The sequence below is a fragment of the Rhizobium sp. CECT 9324 genome (assembly GCF_918741265.1).
Taxonomy (GTDB): domain Bacteria; phylum Pseudomonadota; class Alphaproteobacteria; order Rhizobiales; family Rhizobiaceae; genus Allorhizobium.
This window is the reverse complement of sequence record NZ_CAKKMZ010000001.1, coordinates 219842-236738: the sequence shown is the minus strand read 5'-3', so window position 1 is coordinate 236738 and position 16897 is coordinate 219842. Positions and strand designations below refer to the sequence as shown.

Sequence of the window (16897 nt, the reverse complement as noted above, 5' to 3'; positions counted from 1 at the left end):
GACAAGCAACATCAAAACAGAGGGGAATAAACAATGAAAAAACTGATTACGGCGACATTGTTCGCCACCATGATGGCGGGAACCGCCATGGCCGACACGACGCTGAAGCTGGTCGAAGTGATCACCAGCCCGGAGCGCACCGAAACGCTGAAATCGATCGTCGGCAAATTCGAAGCCGCCAATCCCGGCACCAAGGTCGAGATCATCTCTCTGCCCTGGGGCGAAGCCTTCCAGAAATTCGCCACCATGGTTTCGGCCGGCGAAATTCCCGACGTCATGGAAATGCCGGACACATGGCTGTCGCTCTATGCCAACAATGGCATGCTGGAAAGCCTTGAGCCCTATCTGAAGGACTGGGAACACACGGCCGGCATGACGGACCGCGCGCTGGAACTTGGCCGCGACGTCAAGGACACCGCTTATATGCTGCCTTACGGCTTCTATCTGCGTGCCATGTTCTACAACAAGAAGATCTTCGCGGAGGCCGGTATCGACGGCCCGCCGAAGACGATGGACGAATTCGTCGCGGCATCCGAGAAGATCTCCAAACTGCCCGGCAAGTACGGCTACTGCCTGCGCGGCGGCCCGGGTGGCCTGAACGGCTGGATGATGTTTGCCGCCACGATGGCCGGCAACAACGAATTCTTCAATGCCGATGGCACTTCGAAGTTCAGCGAGCCGGACTGGGTCAAGGGCATCGAATGGGTCGTCGACCTCTACAAGAAGGGCTATGCTCCGAAGGACAGCGTCAACTGGGGCTTCAACGAGATCGTCGCTGGCTTCTATACCGGGACATGCGCGATGCTCGACCAGGATCCGGATGCGCTGATCGCCATCAGCGAGCGCATGGATGCCGCCGACTACGCGGTGGTGCCGATGCCCAAGGGTCCGGCCGGCAAGTCGTTCCCGACCATCGGATATGCCGGCTGGTCGATGATGTCGGCGAGCGCCAACAAGGATCTGTCGTGGAAGCTGATCGCGACGCTTGAAGGTCCGGAAGGCAATATCGAGTGGAACAAGCGGATCGGCGCCCTTCCAGCGCTGAAGGCGGCAGAGAAGGATCCCTTCTATGCCGGCGAACAGTTCAAGGGCTGGTTCGACGAACTGGCTGACAAGGATGCCGTTCCGACCGTCATGCCGACATACCTGGAAGAATTTGCCTTCTTCAAGGATTCGCTAGCGATCAAGACCACGCAGGAAGCCCTGCTCGGCGACATCACGCCGGAAGAACTGGCCAAGCAGTGGGCCGAATACCTGACGGCTGCCCAGCAGAAGTTCCTGGCGAGCAAATAATCCTCGCCAATGACGACCGGCAGGCGGCGGCCTCGAACCCGCCGCCTGCCGGCTCATTCCCGACTGGAAACACGGCCCGCCGATCGGCCCGCCGCGAAACGGATACTTGACGATGGCTTCACTTGCAGCCCGCGGCAGCGGCTCACCAAGAGACCAGCGACCGCTGAAGAAGCGCCTGGCGGACGCATCCGCGCCCTATCTCTACAGTGCACCGGCGCTGATCCTGATCGTGACCGTGATGCTGGTGCCGCTGGTTCTGGGCATTTCCTATGCCTTCCGCGATATCCAGCTGCTCAAGCCGTTTTCCGGCGGCTTCATCGGCCTTGATCATTTCGTGGCACTGGCCAAGGACGACAATTTTTACCGAGCGCTGAGAAACACTCTCTGGTGGACCGGTTGGTCCGTCGTGCTGCAGTTTGCCTTTGGTCTGACGCTCGCACTGCTGCTCGACAAGCCCTTTTATGGCCGCGGTATCGTCCAGGCTCTGGTCTTTCTTCCGTGGGCCGTGCCGAGCTTCCTCGCCGGCCTCAACTGGGCCTGGCTGTTCAATCCGCTGGTTGGCCCTCTGCCGCATTGGCTCTTTGCGCTCGGGTTGATGAGCGAACCGGCCAATATTCTCTCTGACCCACAATTGTCGATGTGGGGGCCGATCATCGCCAATGTCTGGTGGGGCATTCCGTTTTTCGCCATCACGCTGCTGGCAGCGCTGCAGGCGATCCCGCGGGATCTCTACGAGGCAGCCAGCATCGATGGCGCCGGTCCCGTCCAGCGTTTCCTGTCGATCACCCTGCCGTTTCTTGCGCCGACCATTGCGATCACGGTTCTCCTGCGCACGGTGTGGATCTCCAATTTCGCCGACCTGATCATCGTCATGACCAATGGCGGGCCGGCCGATCGCAGCCAGATCGTCGCCAGCTATATCTTCACCCAGGCGTTCAAGCGCCTGGACTTCGGCTACGCCTCGGCCATCGCATTGGTGCTGCTGGTTTTGCTGATCACCTATTCCATGCTGATCGTCGTGTTGCGGCAGTGGCTGTTGAGCAAGGATTGAGACCATGACCGGCAAACGCGTAATTTCCATCCTCGCCCATCGCCTCGCCATCCTTGTCTATGTGGTGTTCGCGCTTTTCCCGCTCTACTGGCTGCTCAAGGTCTCGGTGACGCCCAACAAGCTGCTCTATTCCGAGGGCATTCGCCTGTGGCCGTCGCGAACCACGTTCGAGCATTTCGAATTTGTCCTGCGCCACAGCGACTTTCCGATCTTCTTCAAGAACAGCCTGATCGTTTCGGGGTCGACGGCGATCATCGTCACGGTGCTTGCCTCGCTTGCCGGCTATGCGATGTCGCGGTTCACCTTTCGCGGCAAATACTGGATCGTGACGCTGATGCTGCTGACCCAGATGTTTCCGCTGGTGATGCTTGTCGCGCCGATCTTCAAGATGCTGTCGCCGCTCGGCCTGACCAACAGCCTGACCGGCCTGGTCATCGTCTACACGGCGTTCAACGTGCCGTTTGCCACGTTCCTGATGCAGTCGTTCTTCGACGGCATTCCAAAGGATCTCGAGGAGGCGGCGATGATCGACGGCGCGACGCAGTTCGTGGCGTTTCGCGAAATCATTCTGCCGCTGACGTTGCCCGGCATCGCCGCCACGCTCGGCTTCGTGTTCACTGCCGCCTGGAGCGAGCTGCTGTTCTCGCTAATGCTGATTTCCGGCAATGCCGCGGCCACATTCCCGGTTGGCCTGTTGTCCTTCGTGTCGAAATTCTCGGTCGACTTCGGACAGATGATGGCGGCGGGCGTCATGGCGCTCATTCCCGCCTGCCTGTTCTTCCTGTTGATCCAACGTTATCTCGTGCAGGGCCTGACGGCCGGTGCCGTGAAAGGCTGATCCCATGGCATCCATCGATATTGCCGACGTCCGCAAGTCCTACGGCATCCATCCGGTGCTGCATGGCATCGACCTGAAGATCAAGGATGGCGAATTCGTCGTTCTGGTCGGACCGTCCGGCTGCGGCAAGTCCACGCTATTGCGGATGATTGCCGGTCTTGAAGGCGTCACCGACGGCGAAATCCGCATCGACGGCAAGCGGGTCAACGATCTCGCCCCGAAGGACCGCGACATCGCCATGGTGTTCCAGTCCTATGCGCTCTACCCGCATATGAGTGTCGCCCGCAACATGAGCTACAGCCTGCGCCTGCGGAAGATCGCCAAGGAGAAGATCGCCGCCGTGGTTGCCAATGCCGCCGGCAAGCTTGGGCTCGATCCGCTGATGGAGCGGCGGCCCAAGGCACTGTCTGGCGGCCAGCGTCAGCGCGTTGCCATGGGGCGCGCGATCGTGCGCGAGCCGAAGGCCTTCCTGTTCGACGAACCGCTGTCCAATCTCGACGCCCGCCTGCGCGAGCAGATGCGCGCCGAGATCAAGAAGCTGCACAAGGACCTGGGTGCCACCTCGATCTACGTCACGCATGACCAGATCGAGGCGATGACGCTGGCCGACCGTATCGTCGCCATGCATGGCGGCGTGATCCAGCAGGTCGGCAGCCCGCTCGAGCTTTACGACAGTCCGGCCAATCTCTTCGTTGCCGGTTTCATCGGATCGCCGGGCATGAACTTTTTCGAGGGGCGTTACACGACCAGTGGCGATGCCGCGGCGTTTACTCTCGATGGCGGCGTTGTCCTACCGCTCGGCGCCAAGGCGAACCTGCCGGACGGCAGCGCTGCGACGCTCGGCATCCGGCCGGAGCATGTCATCCTCGGCGCAGAGGGTGCCGATGTGTTCAAGGCGACCGTTGATCTCGTCGAGCCGACGGGCTTCGGCATCATCGTGCATCTCAAGCTTGGCCCGGTCGCCTTCAAGGCGTTTACGCTGGACCGGCGTTTCCTCGGCATGCAGGGCGAAGTTTCGGTCGGAATGCCGGTGGCCAACCTGCATTTCTTCAACGAGGCCGGCGACAAGGTGTAGCCGTGGAAGGCTTGCTTCAGGCGGGTTTTTCCGTGCTGTAGAAGTCGCGGTACCACTCGACAAATCGGCGCACGCCTTCGTCGACGGAGATGGCGGGTGTATATCCGAGCTCCCTAGTGAGGTCGCTGACATCGGCATAGGTGTCGAGCGCGTCGCCGGGCTGGCGCGGCAGCATTTCCCGGATTGCCGCCTGTCCCAAAGCCTCTTCAAGGGCTTCGATATAGGCCATCAGCTTCACCGGTGCGCTGTTGCCGATATTGTAGAGGCGGAAGGGCGCCAGGCTGGAGGCCGGATCCTGCCGGCTTCCGTCCCATTCCGGGTTCGGCTGCGCGATCGCGTCGCTGGCGCGGATCACACCTTCGACGATATCGTCGATATAGGTGAAGTCGCGGGTGTGATTGCCGTTGTTGAAGACGGTGATCGGTCGACCTTCGATGATATTCTTGGTGAACTTGAACAGCGCCATGTCCGGACGGCCCCATGGGCCGTAGACGGTGAAGAAGCGCAGGCCGGTGGTCGGCATGGCAAACAGATGCGAATAGCTGTGCGCCATCAGTTCGTTGGCACGCTTGGTTGCGGCATAGAACTGCAGCGGATGGTCGGCCATGTCATGTTCGCTGAACGGCATCTTTGTATTGGCACCATAGACGCTCGACGTGGATGCATAGGTCAGATGGGCAACGCGGGCATATCGGCAGGCCTCAAGGATGTTGGTGAAGCCGATCAGATTGCTTTCGACATAGGAATGCGGGTTTTCCAGGCTGTAGCGAATGCCGGCCTGGGCGGCGAGATGGATGACCCGGTCGAACGTGTGATCGGCAAAGCAGGTTTCGACGGCGGCGCGATCGGCAAGATTGGCGCGGACGAAGCTATAGCGACCGCCCTGCCTGCCCGCCGCTTCCTCAAGCAGGGCCAGACGCGCTTCCTTCAAGGCGGGATCGTAATAGTCGTTGACAACATCGAAGCCGACGACCTCGTCACCGCGTTCGATCAGTCGCCTGGCGACATGATACCCGATGAAACCGGCATTGCCGGTGACGAGGACTTTCATTGCGCCTGCTCCACGGCGCGCGGTCGCGGCAAGACGGTGGCACGGCCGATGCTCAGATAGGTCCAGCCGTCGTCCCGGAGCCTTTCGGGGGCAAACAGGTTGCGGCCGTCGAAGATGGTCTTCGTCGTCATGCGCAGCGCCATTTCGCCGAAATCGGGCGCGCGGAACTGCTGCCATTCGGTGCAGACGGCCAGTGCATCGGCACCATCGAGCGCCGAATATTTGTCACCGACCAATGTCAGGTCCGCATGTGTGCCATAGATCCGGGCCGCTTCGTCGCCGGCTACCGGATCGAAGGCCCTGACCTTGGCACCAGCAGACCAGAGCGCTTCCATCAATATGCGGCTGGAGGCTTCGCGCATGTCGTCGGTATTGGGCTTGAACGACAGGCCCCAGATGGCAATCGTCTTGCCGGCCAGATTGCGCTCCCCGCCGAAATGGTCGGCGATCTTGTCGAAAAGCCGGTGCTTCTGGCGGTTGTTGACGGCTTCGACCGCCTCGATCAGATGGGCATCGTAGCCGACCTCGCGTGCCGTGCGGGCGAGCGCCTGCACATCCTTGGGAAAGCAGCTGCCGCCGTAACCGATGCCGGGATAGATGAAATGATAGCCGATGCGCGGATCAGCGCCGATGCCGCGGCGAACATGCTCGATATCGGCGCCCAGCTTCTCGGCCAGGTTGGCGATCTCGTTGATGAAGGAAATCTTCGTCGCCAGCATGGCGTTGGCGGCATATTTGGTCAGTTCAGAAGAGCGCCGGTCCATGTAGATCGTGCGCTCGTGATTGCGGTTGAACGGCTCGTAGAGCTCGGCCATCATGGCGCGCGCGCGTGCCGAGTCTGTGCCTACAATAATGCGATCGGGCTTCAGGAAGTCCGAGACCGCAGCGCCTTCTTTCAGAAACTCCGGATTGGATACGACTTCGAAGGTGGGCGCATTGCTGCGCGCACCCAGCACGGACTTCAGGCGCTCGGCAACCTTGTCGCAGGTGCCGACGGGCACTGTCGACTTGACCACGACGAGCTTGAAGCCGGTCATGGCCTTGCCGATGGTTTCGGCGACAGCCAGGACATATTGCAGATCGGCGGCCCCGGTCTCATCCGGAGGCGTGCCGACCGCCACGAACTGCATATCGGCATGCGACACGGCCTTTGCGGCGTCGGTGGTGAAGACAAGCGTGCCGTCCTTGATATTGCGCTCGACGATCGCCTGCAGGCCGGGCTCGTAGATCGGGATCTCGCCCTTGTTCAGCCGGTCGATCTTGCCCTGGTCGATGTCCATGCACATGACGTTGTGGCCGACATCGGCGAGGCACGCGCCCGTGACCAAACCGACATAGCCTGTTCCAAAGATCGTAACGTTCACTGATGGGTTCCTTGCCTTGGCTCAAAGCGCTCAATCAAAGCGTGATGCGAATGCCTGCCGGTCGTAGGCCATGTGCCGCGGGATGGCAAGATTTGAGCTGTGTTGCAGAAAATGCGTCGTGGTAGCGCAGCTCGAAGACATCCTTATGAAATCCTTATGTCAGACGCCTGGATTCCCTATCGAGATTTAATGCGTGTTGGCGCGATGGTGCAGCCTGAACTCAACAACAGGAGTCCATCGTGACTGATCTTTTGTTCATTGTGCTCGGCCTCGGCAGTTTCGCTGCTCTCGCCGTCTATGCACGTCTTCTCGGCCGATTGTGAGGTTTACCATGTTCGAACCCCTGCTTGGCCTCGCCGCCGCAATTTTCATCTCGGTCTATCTCGTCGTGACGCTTATCCGTCCCGAGCGCTTCTAGACCTCACATCCGGAGCACATCATGTCTTCCAACGGTTGGCTGCAAATCGGCCTGCTGCTCATCCTCGCGCTCGTCACCATCAAGCCGCTTGGCCTTTACCTGGCCCGCGTCTTCGAGGGTGAACGGACGTTTTTGTCCCCCTTGCTGTCGCCCATCGAGCGCGGCATTCTTTGGACTTCGGGCGTCGATCCGCGGCGTGAGCAGGGGTGGCTGGCCTACACGCTCGCCATGCTTGCCTTCAACGCCATGGGCTTTCTGGCGCTTTATGCGATTCTGCGTCTTCAGGCCCATCTGCCCTATAACCAGCAGGGCTTTGCCGGCATGACGCCGGATCTCGCCTTCAACACGGCAATCAGCTTCGTTACCAATACCAACTGGCAGTCCTATGCCGGTGAGACGACCGTCAGCAACTTCTCGCAGATGGCTGGCCTTGCCGTACAGAATTTCCTGTCGGCTGCGACCGGTATCGCGATTGCGCTGGCTGTTACGCGTGCCTTTGCGCGCTCGGCGGCCAATACGCTTGGCAATTTCTGGGTCGATATGACGCGTGCAGCGCTCTACGTGCTGCTGCCTCTGTCGATCGTGCTCGCCCTCATCTTCATCTGGCTCGGCCTGCCGCAGACGATGGATGCATCGGTGACGGCGACCACGCTGGAAGGTGCACAGCAGGCCCTCGGTCTTGGCCCTGTCGCCAGCCAGGAGGCGATCAAGCAGTTGGGCACCAATGGTGGCGGCTTCTTCAACGTCAACGCGGCCCATCCGTTCGAAAACCCGTCGGCGATCAGCAACTATTTCAATATCCTTGCCATGCTGTCGATTTCGACTGCTCTCATCTATGCCTTCGGCAAGATGGTCGGCGATGTTCGCCAGGGTTGGGCACTGATTGCCAGTGTCGCCATCCTGCTGGTTGCCGGTATTGCTGCGGTATATGTGGCGGAAACCTATGGCAATCCGATCCAGCTTGCGCTCGGACTGGACCCAACCTTCGGCAATATGGAAGGCAAGGAAGTGCGTTTCGGCCAGGCTATGAGTGCCGCCTATGTGGCGATCACCACCGGCATTTCGAACGGCGGCGTCAATGCCATGCATGGGTCGCTGACGGCGCTGGGTGGCCTGGTGCCGATGTTCCTGATCCAGCTTGGCGAGATCCTGCCCGGCGGCGTCGGTTCCGGTCTGTACGGCCTCTTGGTCTTCTGTGTGCTCACCGTCTTCGTCGCCGGCCTGATGGTTGGCCGCACGCCGGAATTCCTCGGCAAGAAGATCGAGGGCCGCGAGATGAAATACGCGATGCTGGCTGTTCTCGTCCTGCCCTTTGCCATCCTCGGCTTTTCGGCTGTCGCAGCGGTTCTGCCTATGGCGCTCGCTTCACTCGGCAATGCCGGTCCGCATGGCCTGTCCGAGATCCTCTATGCCTATACGTCTGCTGCCGGCAATAACGGGTCTGCTTTCGGCGGCCTGTCGGCGAACACACCCTGGTACAACACGACGCTCGGCATCGCCATGGCGCTTGGCCGTTTCGCTTATGCCGTTCCGGTTCTCGCAATTGCCGGTTCTTTGGTCGGCAAGACCCGCGGCACGCCGTCGGCCGGTACCTTCCCAACCCATACACCACTGTTCGTCGGTCTGCTCGTCGCGATCATCCTGATCCTCGGCGGCCTGCAATATTTCCCGGCGCTCGCGCTTGGTCCCATTGCCGAGCATGTCAGCATGCTCGCCGGCAAAACCTATTGAAAGAGGCTGTCATCATGACACCGTCCCATTCCACGTCCCAATCCAAATCGGGCCAGAGACTGTTCGAGCCCTCGATCATCAAGGGTGCGCTCAAGGATGCCGTGCTCAAGCTCGATCCGCGCCAGATGATCCGCAATCCGGTGATGTTCGTCACCGAAATCGTGGCATCCGTCGTGACGATCCTGTTCCTGCGGGATCTCTTATCCGGCGCGCCGTCTGCCTTTTCCGGCCAGATTGCCGCCTGGCTGTGGTTCACAGTGCTGTTTGCCACATTTGCCGAAGCCGTTGCCGAAGGGCGCGGCAAGGCGCAGGCCGACAGCCTGCGCCGGACCAAGAGCGAGCTTTCCGCCCGCAAGGTCACCGGCAACGGTCGCGACATCATTACCATCCCAGCCACATCGCTGAAGATTGGCGATGTGGTGGTGGTTGCCGCCGGGGAACTCATTCCGGGCGATGGCGAAGTGATCGAAGGCGTGGCCTCGGTCAATGAAAGCGCGATCACGGGCGAATCCGCGCCGGTCATCCGTGAAGCCGGTGGCGATCGTTCGGCGGTGACCGGCGGCACACAGGTCCTGTCCGACGAGATCCGCATCCGGATCACCGTGGCACCGGGATCGTCCTTCGTCGATCGCATGATTGCGCTGATCGAAGGTGCCGAGCGGCAGAAGACTCCGAACGAGATCGCCCTGTCGATCCTGTTGTCGGGCCTGACGCTGATCTTCGTGATCGCCGTCGTGACGCTGTTCGGGCTCGCCAGCTATTCCGGCGTTCTGCTCTCGGTCACTGTGCTCGCGGCACTTCTGGTGACGCTCATTCCGACGACGATCGGTGGCCTGCTGTCGGCGATCGGTATTGCCGGCATGGATCGGCTGGTGCGGTTCAACGTCATCGCGACCTCCGGCCGTGCCGTCGAGGCCGCAGGCGACGTGGATACACTGCTGCTCGACAAGACCGGTACGATCACCTTCGGCAACCGCATGGCAAGCGACTTCCTTGCCGTTCCGGGCATTTCGCCGGAGGAGCTAGCCAAGGCGGCACTGCTCGCCAGCCAGTCCGACGAGACGCCGGAGGGGCGCTCGATCGTGGCGCTCGCCACCGGCGAATATGGCCAGGTCCAGCCGAAAACAGCGCCGGATGCCGTTATTCCCTTTACCGCCGAGACGCGGCTTTCAGGTGTCGACATCGGCGGCCAGCGTCTGCGCAAGGGGGCCGTCGATTCGGTGCTGAAATTTGCCGGCCTTGATGAGGCGTCCGCGCCGAAGGCCTTCAACGATGCCGTCGCCCGTATCGCACAATCCGGTGGTACGCCGCTCGCCGTTGCCGACGGCAATCATCTGCTGGGCGTCATCCACCTGAAGGATGTGATCAAGCCGGGCATCAAGGAGCGCTTTGCGGCGCTGCGTGCCATGGGTATCCGCACAGTGATGGTGACGGGCGACAATCCGGTGACCGCAGCGGCAATCGCCTCCGAGGCCGGGGTGGACGATTTCCTCGCTCAGGCAACGCCGGAAGACAAGCTTGCCTATATCCGCAGAGCCCAGGAAGGCGGACGGCTGATCGCCATGTGCGGTGACGGCACGAACGATGCTCCGGCACTGGCCCAAGCGGATGTCGGGGTCGCCATGCAGACAGGCACTCAGGCGGCGCGGGAGGCGGCCAACATGGTCGATCTCGACTCCAGCCCGACCAAGCTGATCGAAATCGTCGAGATCGGCAAACAATTGCTGATGACGCGCGGTTCGCTGACGACCTTCTCGATCGCCAATGACGTGGCCAAATATTTCGCCATCATCCCCGCGCTGTTCATCTCGGCCTATCCGGGGCTGGCGGCGCTCAACATCATGGGGCTTGCCTCGCCGCAATCGGCGATCTTGTCGGCGGTCATCTTCAACGCGTTGATCATCGTCGCGCTGATCCCCTTGGCGTTGAAGGGTGTTGCCTATCGTCCGGTTGGGGCCGCAGCCCTGCTGCGCCGCAACCTCTTCGTCTACGGGCTTGGCGGCCTTGTCCTGCCCTTCATCGGCATCAAGGTCATCGATATCGCCATCACCACACTGCAATGGGTGTAACCATGTTGTCTTATCTTCGTCCGGCGATCTCGATGGTCGTCATCTTCACCGGCCTTTGCGGTCTTGCCTATCCTCTGGCCCTGACAGGTGCAGCTCAGGCTGTCATGCCGGCGCAGGCCAATGGCAGCCTCGTCCGCCAGGGCGATGTCGTCGTCGGCTCGGCACTGATCGGGCAGGCATTCTCCAGCGATCGCTATTTCTGGCCGCGGCCGTCGGCGACGGGCGGTTCCGCCTACAACGGGTTGGCGTCCAGCGGCACCAATCTTGCGCCCACCTCGCAGAAACTCAGCGACCAGACTGCGGCTGCGGTTGCGGCGTGGCGGGATGCTGGCGGCACGGGCGATGTTCCTGCCGATGCCGTGACGTCTTCCGGGTCCGGTCTCGATCCCGACATTTCGCCAGAGAACGCCCTGAGCCAGGTCGAACGCATTGCCAAGGCGCGCGACATGCAGACAGGCGACGTTGCATCTCTCGTCAACGCCCAGGTGCAGCCGCGTCTTTTCGGCGTGATCGGCGAACCGCGGATCAACGTGCTGCAACTGAACATGGCTCTCGATTCAGTTGGGGCGCCAAGATAAGGTTTTCGGATGCCCGACGAATCGAGAGACAGCCATAGCCGACCCGATCCCGATGCGCTTCTCGGGCTGGCCAACCGGGCCGGCCGCGGTAAGCTGACCATCTTTCTCGGGGCTGCTCCGGGTGTCGGAAAAACCTTTGCCATGTTGTCGCGCGCCCGTATTCGCAAGAATGCGGGCGCCGATGTCGTGATCGGTCTTGTCGAAACCCATGGAAGGGCCGAGACCGAGGCACTGATCGAAAGCCTGGAGTTTCTGCCGCGCCGGCATGTCGACTACAAAGGCCGCGTCGTCGACGAGTTCGACATCGATGCGGCGCTTGTGCGACGTCCCGCCATTCTGATTGTCGACGAACTGGCGCACACGAATGCGCCGGAAAGCCGTCACCCGAAGCGTTATCAGGATATCGAGGAACTGATCGCAGCCGGCATCGATGTCTGGACGGCGCTCAATATCCAGCATCTGGAAAGCCTGTCGGAAATCGTCACCCAGATCACCGGGGTGCAGGTGCGCGAGACCGTGCCCGATCGTGTGCTGAAGCAGGCTGACGAGGTGATCCTGATTGATCTTGCGCCCGAGGAACTGATCAACCGGCTGAAGGAGGGCAAGGTCTATCTGCCGGAGAATGCGCGGCGTGCCGCCGACAGTTTCTTTCGCCTCGGCAACCTGACAGCGCTCCGCGAATTGGCGCTCAGGCGCACGGCTGACCGGGTCGACGACCAGATGGTCGATTTCCTCAAGCAGAACGCCATCGAGGGGCCCTGGCGGACAGGCGAACGGCTCCTGGTCTGTGTCGGTCCCGACATGCTGTCGGACAAGGTCGTGCGCACCGCCAGCAATCTGGCGTCCGGGATGAATGCGCACTGGATCGTCGTCTCACTGGAACAGTCTGACGTCGTGGATGACGATCCATCCCGGCAGATGCGGATCGATGAACTTTTTCGCCTGGCAGAGCGGCTGGGTGCAGAGACGAAGCGCGTGCAGGGGCGCGATTTCGTCCAGGAGATCCTTCGTATCGCCAAACGCGAGCATGTCACCCAGATCGTGATCGGGGCGCCGCAGCGGTCGCTGTGGCAGCGGCTGCTGAAAAAGTCACTCACCGATGCGCTGCTGGAGGAGTTGTCCGGCATCGGCATTCATCTGATTACCTCGGAAACGCCGGTGAAGATGGATCGGCTTGCTCAGCTGCAACGACGCCTGGCAAGCAATCGTCTGGCGATCAGACCGAAGGACGTGCTGACCGCACTGGCGACCACGGCGGTGGCGACACTTGGCGGTCGCGCCATGGTCGAGATCGTGTCGCTGCCGAATGTTTCCATGCTGTTCCTTCTCGCCGTGCTGGTCTCCGCGTTGCGGGGCGGATATTTCGCCGCCCTGCTCGCGTCGATGCTCTCGGCGATCGCCTATAATTTCTTCTTCATCTCGCCTGTCGGCACGCTGACAATCGCGGCGCCCCATGAGGTCTTCGCCTTTGCCATTTTCGTTGCTGCCGCTTTGATTGCCGGCGGTATTGCTTCGCGCATACGCGAGCAGGGAAAGGTTGCCGCCCGCCGCGCTGCACAAACGCAGATCCTCTACGATGTCTCATCGAAACTTGCGGGCACGGTTGATCAGGACGCGATCGTCTGGACGGCCGTTAGCCAGCTCAATGGCACCATCCAGCGGCCGGTTGCGTTGCTGTCTCCCCTCGAGGGCACGCTGTCGCTGCGTTCCTGTTGGCCACCCGATACGGAACTCGGCGTGGCGGAGATGGCCGCGGCACGTTTTGCCTATGAGAAAGGCGAGACGACGGGTGCCGGCACGGGCACGCTGCCGAATTCGAAGTTGCAGTTCCGCCCTCTGCGCGGTCCAGCCGGCACGCTCGCCGTTTGCGGTTATGGCACGGAAGGCCATGCTCTTGACCCGACCGAGGAGCGAGCACTCGGCGCCATCCTGGACCAGGTCACGATCGCATTCGACCGGGCAACGCTGACGACACGGAGCGTCGAGGACAAGGCGAGGCTGGAGCGCGAACGTTTCCAGTCGACGCTTTTGTCTTCAATTTCCCATGATCTGCGAACGCCGTTGGCGACGATCACCGGTGCCGTCACCAGCCTCAAGGAGTTTGGCGAGCGCATGCCGGCAGAAAGCCGTCGTGACCTGCTGACGTCAATCGAGGAGGAGGGCGACAGGCTGTCACGCTTCGTCGGCAACCTTCTCGACATGACCCGTATCGAGGCGGGTGCCGTGGAGCCTGCGCGCGACTGGGTCGACCTCAGCGACATTGTTCTGGATAGTGTCGCACGTGTTCGCAGAATCGCGCCTGACCTGGAGATCTCCACCAGTATCGCCAGCGATCTGCCCCTGATCCGCGCCGACAGCATTCTGCTCGGCCAGGTGCTGTTCAATCTGCTCGACAACGCGTTCAAACATGGCGGCGGCGAGCCCGTGATGCTGTATGCCAAGAGGGATGCCGGTTCGGTGTTGCTGTCGATCACCGATCTTGGCAAGGGCATTCCGGAGAGAGACATCGACCGGATCTTCGAGAAATTCTATCGTCGCGGCAAGAAAGCGGATGGGCGCAAGCCGGGTACCGGTCTGGGCCTTGCGATCGCAAAAGGTTTCGTCGAAGCCATGGGCGGCTCGATCATGGTCGAAAGTCCGGCCGTAAAGAGACGGGGCACGCGGTTCACGTTGCGATTTCCGCTCGAAGAAACTGCCAAGGAAAGGCCGGAGGTATGAGAGGCCAGCGCATCGTCGTCGTCGATGATGAACCACAGATCCTGCGTTTTCTGCGACCTGCGTTGATGGCTGCAGGCTATGACGTGGTTGAGGCGGAGACAGGCAAGCAGGCGCTGGCGCTGGTGGCGACTGCGGCTCCGGATCTGCTTATCCTCGATCTTGGCTTGCCTGACATGGATGGCAAGGAGGTGATTGCGCAGTTGCGCAGCTGGAGCAAGATCCCGATCATTGTCCTGTCGGCGAGGGACCGGGAGACGGAAAAGATTGCAGCGCTCGATCTCGGCGCCGATGACTATCTCGAAAAGCCTTTCGGAATCGGTGAGCTGACGGCGCGTATCCGGGTGGCCCTGCGCCATAAAACCCATACGGATCCGGCGCCATCGACCATCCGCAGCGGCGATCTGACAATCGACATGGAACACCGGTTGGTGAGCAAGGGCGAGCGGTCGGTCAAGCTGACCCCGAAGGAATACGATCTCCTGTCGCTGCTCGCTTCACATGCCGGTCGCGTGCTGACGCATGGGGCGTTGTTGAAGCAGGTCTGGGGACCTGCGCATGAGCACGACCTGCAATATCTGCGGGTATTCATTCGTCAGATCCGCGCCAAGATCGAGACAAACGAGGCGGAACCGGCGATTATCCTGACGGAGCCGGGAGTCGGCTATCGATTCGTCACCCTCTGAGATTTGATGCCCCTGAACGCGCAGCGCATATTGGGTATGCTGTCACGATGCGCCCCAGCTTTCCTTGATATACGCTTCGAAGAAATCGGAAAAAGTCGCCACCCGAAGCGGTAGCTGCTCATACGGCGGATAGTAGAGGGTCAGCCAGATCTCCGGCGTCGACCAGCCTTGCAGCACCTCAACCAGCCGACGTTCCCGCAGATCCTCCTCGACGATAAAGCGTGGCAGGAGAGCAATGCCTTCTCCGGCCACGGCGAGCTGACCGAGAAAGTCGCCATTGTTAACCGCGAACCGGCCTCGGGCCTCGATATTGCGGGTTGAGCCGGCCCGGCTGAGCTCCCAGACCTCGGTCATCGACTGGTCTTGATAGCTGAGGCATTCAAGCTGGACCAGGTCCTCCGGCACTTGAGGACTGCCATGGGTTTCGAGGAATTTTGGTGCGGCGACAAGAAGGCGCGGCACCGGGCGGATCTTGCGCCAGATCGTCGACTTGTCGCTCGGTGGACCCGAAATACGGATCGCCAGATCATAGTCTTCCTCGACAATATCGACAAAGCGGTCAGAGAGATCGATCGCGACATGGGTCTGCGGGTGAATTATGCCGAACTGGCCAAGAACAGCGGGCAGCACCTTCATGCCAAGCGACATCGGAGCCGAGACTTTCAGTGATCCGGCTGTCACCTTCTGCAGGTCCTTGGTTTCTTCCGTGGCCCTTGCGAGACCTTCGGCCAGAGGCGCGACGCGGGCCGCGTAGGCAGCGCCTGCCGATGTCAGCGACACCTTGCGTGTGGTGCGCAGCAGAAGCTGGACCCCGAGCCGGTCTTCAAGTGCCGCAACCGTACGGGTAATGGATGCCGGTGTGGTGTTCAGCCGTCGTGCGGCTGCGCTGAAGTTGCGTTCTGCTGCGACGGTCAGAAATGTGCGGATGGCTTCCAACTCGCCCACGGCGTCACCTTTACGCAAAGTGCAATAGTCTGTGCCGCATTATGCCTATTCAACGAAATTTATCCATCCCCCATATTCGCTTCAACACTGAACACGAACCGTTTGGACGGGAAGGATCAAAATCATGATTACCCAGATCAAAGGACTGCATCACGTCACCTCGATGGCCGCCGATGCCCAGACCAACAATGACTTCTTCACTAAGACGCTCGGCCTTCGCCGCGTCAAGAAGACGGTCAACTTCGATTCACCGGATGTCTATCATCTCTATTACGGCGATGAAGTCGGCAATGCCGGATCGGTGATGACCTATTTCCCCTTCGCCAACATGGGTGCCGGCAAGCGCGGCACCGGCGAAGTGGCCGATACGGTCTTCTCCGTTCCGAAGGGCACGCTGCCTTTCTGGCAGGAGCGCCTGAGCAGCCAGGGTGTGACTGAACTGGCTCCCTATACCCTGTTCGGCGAAAATCGCCTGCGCTTTGCCGGTCCGGATGGCGATGGTTTCTCGCTGGCGGAAGTCGACGGCGACCAGCGCATTCCGTTTGACCGCGGCCCGGTGGCCTCCTCCGAGGGCATCCACGGCTTTCGTGGCGTGACCATGCGGCTGCGTGACGAAGGTGCGACCGGTGAGCTGCTGAAGTTCATGGGGTACCAGCAGATCGACAAGCAGGGTGAGATGGTGCGTTACGCCATTCCCGGCGGCAACGGTGCCGATTACGTCGATCTGGAAGTGCTGCCGGGTGCAAAACATGCACAGTCAGGCGCGGGTTCGGTTCACCACGTCGCCTTTGCCGTGGATGATCGCGCAGCCCAGCTCGAAGTGCGCAAGGCGCTGCTCGATACGGGTTATCAGGTCACGCCGGTGATCGACCGCGACTACTTCTGGGCGATCTATTTCCGCACGCCCGGTGGCGTGCTGTTCGAAATCGCCACGAACGAGCCCGGCTTCAATCGTGACGAGGATACTGCGCATCTCGGCGAGGCGCTGAAGCTGCCGACCCGCTATACCCAGTATCGCTCGCAGATCGAGGCGCATCTGCAGCCGATCAAGGATTGATCTGCTTTGCCGGCCCGATCAGGGCC

Annotated in this window: 14 protein-coding genes; 11 read left to right on the top strand and 3 right to left on the bottom strand. The window is 61.0% G+C overall.

All coding sequences use genetic code 11. The features are described 5' to 3' along the window. The first annotated feature begins 33 nt into the window (after positions 1-33). The 4 genes from LQ231_RS01110 to ugpC all read left to right on the top strand — a co-directional run bounded on the left by LQ231_RS01110 (position 34) and on the right by ugpC (position 4257). A complete protein-coding gene (locus LQ231_RS01110; protein ID WP_230169956.1) occupies positions 34-1293 on the top strand; it encodes a sugar ABC transporter substrate-binding protein in 1260 nt (419 codons plus the stop codon). 112 nt (positions 1294-1405) lie between these two features. Continuing rightward, positions 1406-2344, top strand: coding sequence for a sugar ABC transporter permease (locus LQ231_RS01105; protein ID WP_113142749.1), 939 nt, complete (start codon positions 1406-1408; stop codon positions 2342-2344). A gap of 4 nt (positions 2345-2348) precedes the next feature. After that, the gene (locus tag LQ231_RS01100; protein WP_113142748.1) at positions 2349-3182 is read left to right on the top strand and encodes a carbohydrate ABC transporter permease; all 834 of its coding nucleotides are present in this window, start codon (positions 2349-2351) and stop codon (positions 3180-3182) included. 4 nt (positions 3183-3186) lie between these two features. Beyond that, complete coding sequence (ugpC, locus tag LQ231_RS01095) at positions 3187-4257, top strand: sn-glycerol-3-phosphate ABC transporter ATP-binding protein UgpC (RefSeq protein WP_230169955.1); 1071 nt, start codon at positions 3187-3189, stop codon at positions 4255-4257. Positions 4258-4273: 16 nt separating this feature from the next. Here ugpC and LQ231_RS01090 read toward each other — a convergent pair whose 3' ends face one another. Both LQ231_RS01090 and LQ231_RS01085 read right to left on the bottom strand, forming a co-directional pair. Next, the gene (locus LQ231_RS01090; RefSeq protein ID WP_230169954.1) at positions 4274-5308 is read right to left on the bottom strand and encodes an NAD-dependent epimerase; all 1035 of its coding nucleotides are present in this window, start codon (positions 5306-5308) and stop codon (positions 4274-4276) included. Then, positions 5305-6672, bottom strand: coding sequence for a UDP-glucose/GDP-mannose dehydrogenase family protein (locus LQ231_RS01085; protein ID WP_230169953.1), 1368 nt, complete (start codon positions 6670-6672; stop codon positions 5305-5307). Before LQ231_RS01085 ends, LQ231_RS01090 begins: the two co-directional genes overlap by 4 nt. Before the next feature lie 331 nt (positions 6673-7003). Here LQ231_RS01085 and LQ231_RS27250 point away from each other — a divergent pair, with 331 nt between their 5' ends. Genes LQ231_RS27250 through LQ231_RS01060 form a run of 6 tightly spaced genes read left to right on the top strand, consistent with a single transcriptional unit; the run spans position 7004 to position 14869 of the window. Continuing rightward, positions 7004-7090 (top strand): potassium-transporting ATPase subunit F, encoded by an 87-nt coding sequence (locus LQ231_RS27250; protein WP_037074485.1) that lies wholly within the window; start codon positions 7004-7006, stop codon positions 7088-7090. A 21-nt stretch (positions 7091-7111) separates the two neighbouring features. Further along, positions 7112-8821, top strand: a complete 1710-nt coding sequence (kdpA, locus tag LQ231_RS01080) for a potassium-transporting ATPase subunit KdpA (RefSeq protein WP_230169952.1) — start codon at positions 7112-7114, stop codon at positions 8819-8821. Between the two features lie 14 nt (positions 8822-8835). After that, positions 8836-10890 carry a potassium-transporting ATPase subunit KdpB gene (kdpB, locus tag LQ231_RS01075; protein WP_230169951.1) on the top strand — a complete coding sequence of 685 codons (2055 nt, stop codon included), beginning with the start codon at positions 8836-8838 and terminating at the stop codon, positions 10888-10890. 2 nt (positions 10891-10892) lie between these two features. Continuing rightward, positions 10893-11468 carry a potassium-transporting ATPase subunit KdpC gene (gene kdpC, locus LQ231_RS01070; RefSeq protein WP_230169950.1) on the top strand — a complete coding sequence of 192 codons (576 nt, stop codon included), beginning with the start codon at positions 10893-10895 and terminating at the stop codon, positions 11466-11468. Positions 11469-11477: 9 nt separating this feature from the next. Beyond that, positions 11478-14186 carry a sensor histidine kinase KdpD gene (locus LQ231_RS01065; protein ID WP_230169949.1) on the top strand — a complete coding sequence of 903 codons (2709 nt, stop codon included), beginning with the start codon at positions 11478-11480 and terminating at the stop codon, positions 14184-14186. Beyond that, on the top strand, positions 14183-14869 hold the full coding sequence (locus LQ231_RS01060; protein WP_113142741.1) for a response regulator: 687 nt from the start codon (positions 14183-14185) through the stop codon (positions 14867-14869). Before LQ231_RS01065 ends, LQ231_RS01060 begins: the two co-directional genes overlap by 4 nt. Before the next feature lie 42 nt (positions 14870-14911). On the opposite strand, the gene LQ231_RS01055 is transcribed toward LQ231_RS01060, so the two are convergent. After that, the gene (locus tag LQ231_RS01055; protein ID WP_230169948.1) at positions 14912-15814 is read right to left on the bottom strand and encodes a LysR family transcriptional regulator; all 903 of its coding nucleotides are present in this window, start codon (positions 15812-15814) and stop codon (positions 14912-14914) included. Positions 15815-15938: 124 nt separating this feature from the next. Between LQ231_RS01055 and LQ231_RS01050 the strand changes: the two genes are divergently transcribed. Continuing rightward, complete coding sequence (locus LQ231_RS01050) at positions 15939-16871, top strand: VOC family protein (RefSeq protein WP_230169947.1); 933 nt, start codon at positions 15939-15941, stop codon at positions 16869-16871. The last annotated feature ends 26 nt before the right edge of the window (positions 16872-16897 follow it).

Excerpts from the sequence above, each read along its gene's own strand:
- LQ231_RS01110 (WP_230169956.1), top strand. The coding sequence starts at position 34 with ATGAAAAAACTGATTACGGCGACATTGTTCGCCACCATGATGGCGGGA.
- LQ231_RS01105 (WP_113142749.1), top strand. The coding sequence starts at position 1,406 with ATGGCTTCACTTGCAGCCCGCGGCAGCGGCTCACCAAGAGACCAGCGA.
- LQ231_RS01100 (WP_113142748.1), top strand. The coding sequence starts at position 2,349 with ATGACCGGCAAACGCGTAATTTCCATCCTCGCCCATCGCCTCGCCATC.
- ugpC (WP_230169955.1), top strand. The coding sequence starts at position 3,187 with ATGGCATCCATCGATATTGCCGACGTCCGCAAGTCCTACGGCATCCAT.
- LQ231_RS01090 (WP_230169954.1), bottom strand. The coding sequence starts at position 5,308 with ATGAAAGTCCTCGTCACCGGCAATGCCGGTTTCATCGGGTATCATGTC.
- LQ231_RS27250 (WP_037074485.1), top strand. The coding sequence starts at position 7,004 with ATGTTCGAACCCCTGCTTGGCCTCGCCGCCGCAATTTTCATCTCGGTC.
- kdpA (WP_230169952.1), top strand. The coding sequence starts at position 7,112 with ATGTCTTCCAACGGTTGGCTGCAAATCGGCCTGCTGCTCATCCTCGCG.
- kdpB (WP_230169951.1), top strand. The coding sequence starts at position 8,836 with ATGACACCGTCCCATTCCACGTCCCAATCCAAATCGGGCCAGAGACTG.
- kdpC (WP_230169950.1), top strand. The coding sequence starts at position 10,893 with ATGTTGTCTTATCTTCGTCCGGCGATCTCGATGGTCGTCATCTTCACC.
- LQ231_RS01065 (WP_230169949.1), top strand. The coding sequence starts at position 11,478 with ATGCCCGACGAATCGAGAGACAGCCATAGCCGACCCGATCCCGATGCG.
- LQ231_RS01060 (WP_113142741.1), top strand. The coding sequence starts at position 14,183 with ATGAGAGGCCAGCGCATCGTCGTCGTCGATGATGAACCACAGATCCTG.
- LQ231_RS01050 (WP_230169947.1), top strand. The coding sequence starts at position 15,939 with ATGATTACCCAGATCAAAGGACTGCATCACGTCACCTCGATGGCCGCC.